Raw genomic sequence first — 10,428 nt, 5'->3', positions numbered from 1 at the left:
GAAGCCCTTTCCAGCTCTAGCCAGAATTACATTCCTGTTCTAACAGGAAGCGCTTTCCGCTTGGAACAGGAAGGCTCTTTTTGCTCTAAATTGTTTTAATAGCAGGTCAAATGTCGAGTTTTAGGATTTCTTGAAATTCCTAGTCATTATCGGGCTTGACCCGATAATCTCTTGCATTTTTTAAGCATGATTGCCGTGTCAAGCACGGCAATGACAGTAAATTTACAAAACTCGAAATTAAGCCTAGCAATTAAAATAATGGAGATTAAGTTAACATGAAAAGTTTTTATGGCCGTAAAAAGCACGAAATACACTTAGTTAGCGCACTAATAAACACCCATTTACTGCACTAATTGCCTCTTTATTACCATGCTAACAAGGCTGTCATTGCCGTGCTTGACACGGCAATCTATCCAATGGATTATCGGGTCAAGCCCGATAATGACAAGCAGGGCAGGCTCAAGAATGGCAGCCGTTTAGAGATTCCCGCATCAAGTGCGGGAATGACAAGTTGTCAAATGCGGGAATGACAAGTTACCAAGTGCGGGAATGACAAGCTGTCGGGCCGGATAAGGACAAGTGAGGAGAGCCCGATAATGACAGTTATGATAGATAGTAACAGAAAAACTTAGCCCGGATCGGAACGGCGCGGAGCGTTCAAAGGGAGGAAAAGTTTTCCGCCCTTTGAATGGAGCGAAAGCGGAACCGTGCAGAGCCGGCTTGTGGCTGTGGTGCGCTCCTAAAAATAAAAAAAAACGATGATTTTGACTGATTTTCAAAACCACCGTTCTTTTAGTTTTAGGCTTTATATTTTTTAGGCTTTTTTGTAAGCGTCAAACTGCTCAAGCACGTTCTTGTCTTTTTTTGTAATCAACGAAACTGCCACGGCAAGAACAAGACAAACTACAAATCCCGGAACTATTTCGTAAAGATTGAAAATTCCGCCAGAAAGCTTGTGCCATATTACTACAACAACGCCGCCGCCGATAAGTCCGGCAATTGCGCCTTTTGCTGTCAATCCGCGCCAGTAAAGCGAAAGAAGAACCAGCGGGCCAAATGTTGCTCCAAATCCGGCCCAGGCATAAGAAACCAGGCCAAAAATCGAAGAATTCGGGTTAAGCGAAAGCAAAAGCGCAATCAGGGCAATTAAGAATACTGTAAAGCGGCTTACGTTCAAAACCTCTTTTTCGCTTGCGTTCTTTTTTATAATTCCCTTAAAAATGTCCTGTCCAACAGCGGAAGAGGCCGCCAAAAGCTGCGAGTCGGCGGTTGACATTGAAGCCGCCAAAATTGCGCAAAGGAAAATTCCTGCAATAAAAGCCGGATAAATATTCTGCATTGTTACTGAAAAAATCGTTTCTGCGTCGCCTGTCGCTTTTACACCTTCAACAACTGTTCCTGCGTCAAGACCGAGGACAATTCCGTGATTTAACAAGAATGCGGTTCCAGCTGTTCCGATTACAAATGTTCCAATATACGAAACGACCATCCAGGAAATGCCGATTCTGCGCGCTTTTTTAATTGATTCCGGAGAGTCAATTCCCATAAACCTTACGATAATATGCGGCATTCCAAGATAGCCGAGCCCCCACGCCAAAGCGGAAACAATATTCATTGCGCTGTAACTTTTGTTTGCGACAAACGCATTCTTGAGAGTCTCGCCAAAATTTCCGGCAACGGCGCGCGCGTCAAAACTCTGGACACTGGCAAGGGCCGCAGAAGGACCGCCCAGCGAAATTACTGCAATTGTTCCCGAAATTACGATTGCAAAGAAAATCAGCGCTCCCTGAATAAAATCCGTCGTACAAACGGCAATGTATCCGCCTGTAATCGTGTAGCACAAAATTACTACAAGACCGATTGCAAGGCCGGCATGATACGGAAGTCCAAAAACCGAATTAAAAAGCTTTGCACAGGCAACAAAACCCGAAGCTGTGTAAATCGTAAAGAAGAACACGATAAGAATCACGGAAATAACCGAAAGAAGGTTGCTCTTGTCGTTCAGGCGGTTTTTAAAAAATTCAGGAATAGTAATCGAGTCGCCGAACGAAACCGAACATTTGCGCAAAGGCTTAGCGACAAAAAGCCAGCTAATGTAAGTTCCAACGCACAAACCAAGGGCAGTCCAAAAAGTTTCTTTTACGCCGCCAAGATAGCAAAGGCCGGGAAGTCCCATCAAAAGCCATGCAGAAGAGTCAGAAGCTTCGGCCGAAAGCGCAGTTACCCAAGGACCAACATTTCGTCCGCCAAGAAAAAAGTCCGAAGAAGTGTTGTTTTTGCTTGTATTGCTCAAGCCAACATAAATCATTGCGCCCAAGTAAAGAACAAAAGCGCTGATTTTTGCTATCAACGTCCAATCCATAAGTTACTCCCATATTGTTTCTATATAACAATACAATTTTACAAAAAATATCGTGTTTATTCAATTAAAACTAAAAACTTATAGCTATAAAATGGAGCACATTTTTCTCTCAAACCGTCCCTGCGCAGTTCCGCCTTTGCTCCATTAAGGGGCTGCCCCAAAAGCATCTGCCATTATCCTGCTTGCCGCCATTATCATACTTGTTGTCATTATCCGGCTTGTTGTCATTATCCGGCTTGACCGGATAATCCCATGCGGATAGCTTCCTGTGTCGTGGCACAGGAATGACAGGGGCAAGTGCGGGAATGACAATCAGCCGCCACACGACAACGACAAACAGACATAGCAAGAAAATGACATTTAGAGCTTTTTGGACACCCCCTTAACGCTGCGCGCTGCTCCGGCACGGGCTAGGTTTTGCGTTCTTAAAAGATTTATTGTTTTTTTTGCATTTTGCGGTCAGTTCAATTTTGTCCGCTTAAAAAACTAAAGAAAAAGCCTAAAAACTTTTGAGCCGCGCTTTTCGTTCCACATTTTCCGGCGTTTTTCTGGAAGAGAGTCAACCGAATCAGGCTTAAACCCCTGGCTTTCAAACCAGTCGGCGGTTTGCGTTGTCAAAATAAAAATGCTTTCAAGATTTATAGTTTTTGCTTTTTCGATAAGATAAGCAATCATTTTTGGCCCGATTCCAATATGCGCAAAAGTTTTATCAACCGCAACGGCCGCAATTTCTGCCTGTGTCCTGTCGTAAATATGCAGGGCAGAGCAGGCGCGGACCGCGCCGTCAATTTCAAAAACAATGTAATCGCTGTAAGACGCTTCGAGCTGCTCTTCTGTGCGCGGAAGCAAAATTCCATCCAACACAAAAGGCCTTATTATAGAAAGCACCTGAGAAATATCTTCGCGCCGCATTGCCCGGATTTTTCCATAATCCGACGAATAGACCATCGTTCCGGAACCCAAATTGCTAAAAATTTCGCAAGGCAAAGTTCCGTCAACATTGCCGTTCAAAATATGCGCACGGGCAACGCCTTTTTTACATGCTTCCTTAGAAAGCTTTAAAATCGAAATTATGTTTTTGCGCAGGGCGCTTTCTTTTTCAAAAACACCTTTTTTGCCAGAAGATTTTAATTTTTCTTCATCTTCGTTAACCGAAATAAATTCTTCAGCTTCCTCAATATTCAAAGCCGGCACATGGCCTTCCGGCGAAAGTCCAACTCCCTTTGGAAGATTAAAATTTCTTTCTGTAATTTCGCCGTCCGGCACAAGAAAAAACAGCTTGTCCGCCTTCAAATGAACAGCCAGCTGAGTTGCCAGCTGCATCGAAGAAATATTGTAAGGTTTTCCGTTCAAGCTCCAGCCAATGCACGGAAAAATCGGAATAAAACCGTCTTCCAAAACAGTTTTCAGGCTCAAATCGTCAATTTTGTCAATTTCGCCGGCAGTTCCAAAATCAATTCCGTTTATAACGCCTTTTCCGCGCGCCCGAACCCAGTTTCCGATTACAGCGGTTATGTGCTCTCCTGCAAGGCTTGTCATTACGTTGTTTGCAACTTCAAAAGCGGCGGTTTTTATAAGCTCCATTGCCTGCGGAGAAGTAATCCGGCTTCCGTTGCAGCTCGTCCATTCAATTGAATTTTTCGAAAGAATTTCATCGATTCTTTTATGCGCGCCGGGAACCAAAAGAACTTTCAATCCAGACTGCTTTATAAGTCCAATATCGTGAATATGGCTCGTAAACATTGGCGAATCAATAATTCTGTCGTCAATATAAATCACGACAATCGCGTTGCTAAACCTTCCAATGTATCGGATTACATCGCGAATACTGTCCGCCCTTTCTTGAATCGATTTTTCAGCCTGCGTCATATTTTTTCCTTAACGATTTTTGTTTTCTTCTATTTTATTATTTTGCATAGAAAAAACGCAACCACAATAATCCTGCCGCCAAAGTCCGTATTCGTCCGAAAGCTGCGTGCTCCTTAAAAATCCGCCTTTTTTCTTAAAATCCGAAACCAAAAATCTCGTCTTTGCCAAACCGCCATTTTCCGCCTTTTCCAGCGCAATTCCAATTTCGTTTATCATCTGGCTGTCTTTGTGCGGACTTATGCTCAAAGTTGTCGTAAACCAGTCAAAACCATTCTTGCAGGCAAAATCCCAGGAACGGCTCATTCTCAGCCTGTAGCATCGGCGGCACCGTTCCCCGCGCTCCCTTTCTTTCTGAAGCTCAGCTTCGTTTCTGACATTTGTCGCGGCAAAAAAATCTTCCGGATTATAATCGTCAACAACGAGCTTAACCTTGTTTTTTAAGGCATCAGGAAAAACCTTCAAAAATTTTTTTAATTCTTCAAGCCGCCTAAAATACTCATTTTCCGGGTGAATATTCGGATTATAATAGTAAACAGTTATATCAAAAATTCCAGAAAGATACTCAATTACATAACTGCTGCAAGGTCCGCAGCAAGCATGCAGCAAAAGCGAAGGTTTAGCTCCGTCCTTTTTCTGCGAAAACTGCGAAATAATTTTTTCAAGCTCTTTTTGATAATTTATTTTTTCCATTTTTGGGGATTTTCGGGCGTTATTTTTCTGCCAATTTAAGTCATTTTTTCTGCGTTCTATTTAACCGTCAGACCGGCCGCTCTGGCTTCGCTTGCGCTCATTGCCTCCGGCAACTTCGGCCGCCGCGTCCGCCGCAGCATTGCTTGCGCCGCCTTTTTAAATTAAAAAAGGGCTTAAAGATAAAACTTATCAAAAAGCCCGGATTCAGCGGCAGATTCTAAAAAGAATTATTTTTTCTGGTAAGACTTTACGAATTTTTACTGCAACTAAACTAAAATAAATTTATAACAGAATATTTTAATTTAACAGGCAATATCCTGCGCTTTTTCAAGAAAAACCGACAATTTTTTACGCTTTTAAAAGTCCTTTTGCAAATTTTCTGTCAGCCATTTTTTCGGCTTCTTTGTAAAAAATCGCAACATTTCCAATTATTCGCACAAGAGTCGAATCTGTTTTTTCTTCAATCGTTCTTGCAAGTTCTTTTTTTTCGTCTTTAAACTCGTTAAATTTCACTTTAATAAGTTCGTGAACTTTTATAACTGCCAGAATTTGCTTTATCTGCTCTTCTGTTACTCCGGCGCCGCCAATCAAAACAAAAGGCGTCATTGGCTGAGCTGATTTTTCCAGGAACTTTCTCTGTTTGCTAGTTAATTCAATCATAAAAGAAATAATATCTTTTGTAGAAAAAAATATCAATTAAAGAGATTTTTCACTTAATCAACCGCAACTTATTGGTTATTTTGATACATTTTCAATAATAAGTAAGTCTGTTTTTGTAAGTAATTCAGATATAAATTCTTAAAATGAACAGCGATAAAAGTCTTGGCGAAATAATCGGCGACAACGTCAAAAGAATCAGGCACGAAAAACACATTACACAAGAAAAATTATCCGAAAAAAGCGGTGTTGCTGTTAACACAATCCGCAATATGGAAAAAGGACGCTGGCCGTCCGCACACACTTTAACAGCAGTTTCCAGGGCTCTAAATATCGATGCAAAATTTCTTTTGAGCTACGATTCCGACCAAATGTATTTAAAGGAAGAACTTCAGTCAAAATTAAATCAGGCAATTGAATTTATTTTGGACAAGCCGGCTTCAAATCTATATTCGCTAAACCACGTTTCTGACAGAAATAAAAAATAGCCGCTTGCTTTTTTTATTCCTAAAAAAATTGCGCAAGCCTCGCGAAGATTTTGCTTTTGTGGACAGCAAAGTTTTAATTCGATATAATTTTTCTATTATTTTAAAGGCAATTAAACGCGAAAATTAGAGGAAAATCATGCCAAAAATTGAAGTAAACGAAAATCTTTTTTTTAATCTTCTTGGAAAAAAATACGACTTTGACACTTTGGAAAAAAAGCTTACTTTTGCTAAAGCTGAACTCGATGAAAAGCCGGATATGTCTCAGCCGGAAAATGAACGCGTTATTAAAATCGAATTGAACGACACGAACCGTCCTGACCTTTGGTCTACCGGCGGCGTTACCCGTCAGCTCCGTATTCATGAAGGCGCAAAACGCTCAAATTATTCTTCTTTTTTGTCTAAAAAAGGCAGCGTAAAGGATTGCGCAGACCGTGTAATTACGGTTGAGCCGGAAATGAAAAATATCCGTCCGTATATGGTAAGTTTTGTAATTTCTGGAAAACCAATCGACGATCCAATGTTAAAGGATATTATCCAGACTCAGGAAAAGCTCTGCTGGAACTTTGGCCGCAAGCGCCGCTCAATTTCTATGGGCGTTTACAGAATGGCTGATATTAAGTGGCCTTGCCATTACAAGGCTGTTGATCCTGACAAAACTTCTTTTGTTCCTTTGCAGTGCGAGCAGCCTATGACTTGCCGTCAGATTTTGACTGAACATCCAAAGGGCAAAGATTTTGGCTGGATTATAAAAGATTTGCCAAAATTTCCGCTTTTGACAGACGACACTGGCGAAGTTCTTTCGATGGCTCCTGTTATCAATTCCGCAACACTTGGAGCAGTGCAGGTTGGCGACAAAGACCTTATGGTTGAGCTTACTGGCGACAACATGGAAAACCTTATGCTTTCTGCAAATATTGTTGCCTGCGACTTTTTTGATGCAGGTTATGAAATTTTGCCGGTAAAAGTTGTTCATCCATACGAAACTGCGCTCGGAAAAGAGATTGTTGCTCCGTTCTATTTCCAGCCGTCAACAAAAACAACTCTTGCGGCAATCAATAAAAAACTTGGCTGCGATTTGACAAAAAATGAAGTTTTGGATGCGCTTGCCAGAATGGATAACGATGTTTCTGCCAAAGATTTTGACGCTTCTGAAAAAACTGCAAATTATCTCAAGGCAAATAAAAACGATGTTGAATTTGTTCTCAATCCGCCTCCATACAGAAACGACTTTTTACACGAAGTCGATATAATCGAAGATGTCATGATTGGCGTTGGCCTGGACAATTTTAAGCCTGTTCGTCCAAGCGATTTTACAGTCGGACAGCTTTCTGACGTTACGCTTTTTAGCCGCAAGGCAAAAGAAATTATGGTCGGTCTTGGCTATCAGGAAATGATTTTTAACTATCTGGGTTCAAAACGCGACTATATCGACCGCATGTGCGTAAGCTCAGAAAATGTAATCGAAATTTCAAACCCTATGAGCGAAAACTACCAGTTTGTTCGTCCTTCAATCATTGCCTCTCTGTTGAGGGCAGAAAGTCAGGCTGGACAGGCTGTATTCCCCCACAAAATTTTCGAAATCGGAAAAGTTGCTTTTCTGGATTCAAGCGAAAACACAGGAACAAAAACAATTCAGTCACTTGGATTTATGACAGCCTGCAACAATGCAAACTTTAACAGTCTTGCAAGCGAAGTAAGCGCTCTTCTTTATCTTCTCGACCACAAATATGACGTAAAAGAAGTTGAAGACCCTCGCTTTATTCCTGGAAGACAGGCTGCAATCATGCTCAACGGTAAACAAGTTGGTGTTTTTGGCGAAGTTCATCCGCAGGTTTTGGAAAACTGGGGAATTATTGTTCCTTGTGTTGCCGGCGAAGTTGACATCGAAGCCCTCATGCCAAAAGAAAAACCACATTCAAAACCGGCAGAAAAAGCGAAAACTGAATCAAAGCCAGCTGGAAATGTAAGCCCTGCAGAAACAGACCCGGCAGCTTACTTTAACAGCCACATCGAGCTTTTAGTTGCAAAAATCGAAAAAGTTGAAACAAATCCGCAGGGCGACAAACTGTATGTTGAGACAATGGACGACGGTTCTGGCACACCAAGAATTATTCAGTCTGGATTGCGCCCATATTTGAAAGAAGAAGAGCTCCTCGGAAAACACGTAATTATTGCGGCAAACTTAGCTCCACGCAAAATGAAAGGCGTAGAAAGCCGCGGAATGTTGCTTGCCTGCGATTATACAGAAGACGGAAAAGAAAAAGTTGAGCTTTTGACCGCTCCGTGGGCCGCTCCAGGAACTGTAATTTCTTTGGAAGGAAGCGAGCCTTGCGAAAAACCTGCAAAAATCGACATTGACAAGTTCTGCAAAGTAAGTTACAAAATCGAAAATCATAATTTTATGATTGCAGGAAAAAAAGCTCTCGCTGCTGGAAAAGAAATTACAACAGAAAAAGCAGACAACTGTGATGTAAAATAACCAATTCTTTGGTGGTTGCGCTTATCTTAAACAAAAAGACCGGAAAATAACCGGTTTTTTTGTTTTAAATTGCCTTTCCATTTAAAAATTTTTCTACAAGTTTTCCATTTTTGTAAATCAATTTGAGCGAAAAAAACGGCGCATTTGTGTGCAGAAGCCGGAGAAAAATTTTGTCGCCTTCCCAAAGTTCAAGGCTTTCAATTTTTTCAAACGGAACCCATTCCAAACAGCCTTCGCTGCAATCAATGAGTTTGCCTTCGAATTTGTCGGAAGTATAAAGACACATATACTCAGCCTCGTCTTCATCCGAAACAAAAGTGACAATTCCTCGAAAAGCAAATTTTTTGAGCGTAAGTCCGGTTTCTTCCTTAACTTCCCGCAAAAGGCAGTCTTCCGGACTTTCATGATGCTCAAAATGACCACCGACTCCAATCCATTTGTCGTGGTTTATGTCGTTCTGCTTTTTTACGCGGTGCAGCATCAAGTAAGAATTATTTTTTTCGATATAGCAAAGAGTTGTAAGTTGAGATTTCATAAAACTGATTATACCACAAGCAAAAGTTCAAAAAAATATAACTTGCATTTTCTTGAAACTTTTTGACAAATCCTGTAACATTCAATTTTAGTATGGCTAGCCGCAATGTAAAAATGTGTTCAACTCTCATTACTAAAGTTTGCGCTCATATTGTTTTTATCTGTTAATTTGTCAGCCTGTTTCTTTTTGAAACGGGCTTTTTTTTTGAAAAACCGATGCTTCCGGGTTTTAGGGCGGAGCCCTAGGAGAGGGGGTAGTGGAAAAGCCAACAAAGCATAGCGGCTTGGCTTTGGAGCGAGGGGGAGACTTTCCCCTCCTAAAAATAAAATTGGTTTTTATAAATTTTAGGAGTATATATGAAAAGAGACGACATTAAGAAAGTTCTGATTATCGGTTCAGGCCCGATTGTTATTGGCCAGGCATGCGAATTTGACTATTCGGGAACTCAGGCTTGCAAGGCTTTGCGCGAGCTTGGCTACAAGATTGTTTTGGTGAATTCAAATCCGGCTACAATTATGACCGACCCTGTTATGGCGGACGCGACTTATATTGAGCCTCTTAATGTCGAAAGAATAAGCCAGATTATCGAGAAGGAACGGCCGGACGCGCTTCTTCCGAACTTGGGCGGTCAGACCGGACTTAACATGGCGATGGAGCTTAACAAGTCTGGTGTTCTAGACAAGTACGGTGTAAAAGTAATCGGTGTTAATCTTGACGCGATTGAGCGGGGAGAGGACCGCGAGATTTTCAAGGAGACAATGAAGAATCTTGGAATCGACACTCCTCGCTCTGATATTTGCCATACTGTAGAGGGCGCGGAAAAAATCGCCGAGGAAATCGGATTTCCGCTTGTTGTTCGTCCTGCATACACGATGGGCGGAGCCGGCGGCGGTTTCTGCTACAATGTCGAGGAGCTCCGCGCGATTGTCTCAAACGGCCTTGACCTTTCGCTCACTCACCAGTGTCTTATTGAAGAGTCGATTTTGGGCTGGGAAGAGCTTGAAGTTGAGGTTGTGCGCGACGCAAAGAACCAGATGGTCGCAATCTGCACAATCGAAAATATTGACGCGGTTGGAGTTCACACAGGAGACTCTTTCTGCGCCGCTCCTTTTATGACGATTGACAAGGAACTCGAGCAGAAGCTCCAGAAAATGGCATTTAAAATCGTCGAGAACATCGGCGTAATCGGCGGAACAAACGTTCAGTTTGCGCACAATCCTAAAAACGGAAGAATCGTAATCATCGAAATCAACCCAAGAACTTCGCGCTCTTCGGCTCTCGCTTCAAAGGCGACAGGATTTCCGATTGCCTTGATTTCTGCAAAACTTGCTGCCGGTCTCACGCTTGA

8 protein-coding genes are annotated in these 10,428 nt (G+C 41.9%); 3 read left to right on the top strand and 5 right to left on the bottom strand.

Annotated elements, in window-relative coordinates:
• Positions 1 to 814: 814 nt before the first annotated feature.
• From putP to B2X33_RS06940, 4 genes are all read right to left on the bottom strand, one after another.
• The gene (gene putP, locus B2X33_RS06955) at positions 815 to 2,362 is read right to left on the bottom strand and encodes a sodium/proline symporter PutP (protein ID WP_296668601.1); all 1,548 of its coding nucleotides are present in this window, start codon (positions 2,360 to 2,362) and stop codon (positions 815 to 817) included.
• Positions 2,363 to 2,848: 486 nt separating this feature from the next.
• The gene (gene argA, locus B2X33_RS06950; protein ID WP_296668599.1) at positions 2,849 to 4,231 is read right to left on the bottom strand and encodes an amino-acid N-acetyltransferase; all 1,383 of its coding nucleotides are present in this window, start codon (positions 4,229 to 4,231) and stop codon (positions 2,849 to 2,851) included.
• Between the two features lie 9 nt (positions 4,232 to 4,240).
• A complete protein-coding gene (locus tag B2X33_RS06945; protein ID WP_296668597.1) occupies positions 4,241 to 4,921 on the bottom strand; it encodes an epoxyqueuosine reductase QueH in 681 nt (226 codons plus the stop codon).
• A gap of 348 nt (positions 4,922 to 5,269) precedes the next feature.
• Positions 5,270 to 5,581 (bottom strand): YhbY family RNA-binding protein, encoded by a 312-nt coding sequence (locus B2X33_RS06940; RefSeq protein ID WP_296016402.1) that lies wholly within the window; start codon positions 5,579 to 5,581, stop codon positions 5,270 to 5,272.
• A gap of 143 nt (positions 5,582 to 5,724) precedes the next feature.
• Between B2X33_RS06940 and B2X33_RS06935 the strand changes: the two genes are divergently transcribed.
• Together B2X33_RS06935 and pheT are read left to right on the top strand one after the other, a co-directional pair.
• Positions 5,725 to 6,066: a helix-turn-helix domain-containing protein gene (locus B2X33_RS06935; protein WP_296016400.1), complete on the top strand. Its 342-nt coding sequence runs from the start codon at positions 5,725 to 5,727 to the stop codon at positions 6,064 to 6,066.
• A 136-nt stretch (positions 6,067 to 6,202) separates the two neighbouring features.
• Positions 6,203 to 8,545: a phenylalanine--tRNA ligase subunit beta gene (gene pheT / locus B2X33_RS06930; protein WP_296668592.1), complete on the top strand. Its 2,343-nt coding sequence runs from the start codon at positions 6,203 to 6,205 to the stop codon at positions 8,543 to 8,545.
• A 64-nt stretch (positions 8,546 to 8,609) separates the two neighbouring features.
• Here the strand turns inward: pheT and B2X33_RS06925 are convergent, their stop codons facing one another.
• Positions 8,610 to 9,080 carry an NUDIX hydrolase gene (locus B2X33_RS06925; RefSeq protein WP_296668588.1) on the bottom strand — a complete coding sequence of 157 codons (471 nt, stop codon included), beginning with the start codon at positions 9,078 to 9,080 and terminating at the stop codon, positions 8,610 to 8,612.
• 356 nt (positions 9,081 to 9,436) lie between these two features.
• Between B2X33_RS06925 and B2X33_RS06920 the strand changes: the two genes are divergently transcribed.
• Positions 9,437 to 10,428: ATP-binding protein (locus tag B2X33_RS06920; RefSeq protein ID WP_296668586.1), on the top strand; the 992-nt coding region annotated here is incomplete at its 3' end.

Origin of the sequence: Treponema sp. UBA785 (assembly GCF_002297065.1) — a bacterium.
In the GTDB taxonomy this organism is placed as follows: Bacteria; Spirochaetota; Spirochaetia; order Treponematales; family Treponemataceae; genus Treponema_D.
The sequence above is the reverse complement of the archived record's forward strand: the minus strand, read 5'-3'. Positions and strand labels throughout refer to the sequence as shown.

Coding starts and splice junctions, on each gene's coding strand:
- putP (WP_296668601.1), bottom strand. CDS start 2,362: ATGGATTGGACGTTGATAGCAAAAATCAGCGCTTTTGTTCTTTACTTG.
- argA (WP_296668599.1), bottom strand. CDS start 4,231: ATGACGCAGGCTGAAAAATCGATTCAAGAAAGGGCGGACAGTATTCGC.
- B2X33_RS06945 (WP_296668597.1), bottom strand. CDS start 4,921: ATGGAAAAAATAAATTATCAAAAAGAGCTTGAAAAAATTATTTCGCAG.
- B2X33_RS06940 (WP_296016402.1), bottom strand. CDS start 5,581: ATGATTGAATTAACTAGCAAACAGAGAAAGTTCCTGGAAAAATCAGCT.
- B2X33_RS06935 (WP_296016400.1), top strand. CDS start 5,725: ATGAACAGCGATAAAAGTCTTGGCGAAATAATCGGCGACAACGTCAAA.
- pheT (WP_296668592.1), top strand. CDS start 6,203: ATGCCAAAAATTGAAGTAAACGAAAATCTTTTTTTTAATCTTCTTGGA.
- B2X33_RS06925 (WP_296668588.1), bottom strand. CDS start 9,080: ATGAAATCTCAACTTACAACTCTTTGCTATATCGAAAAAAATAATTCT.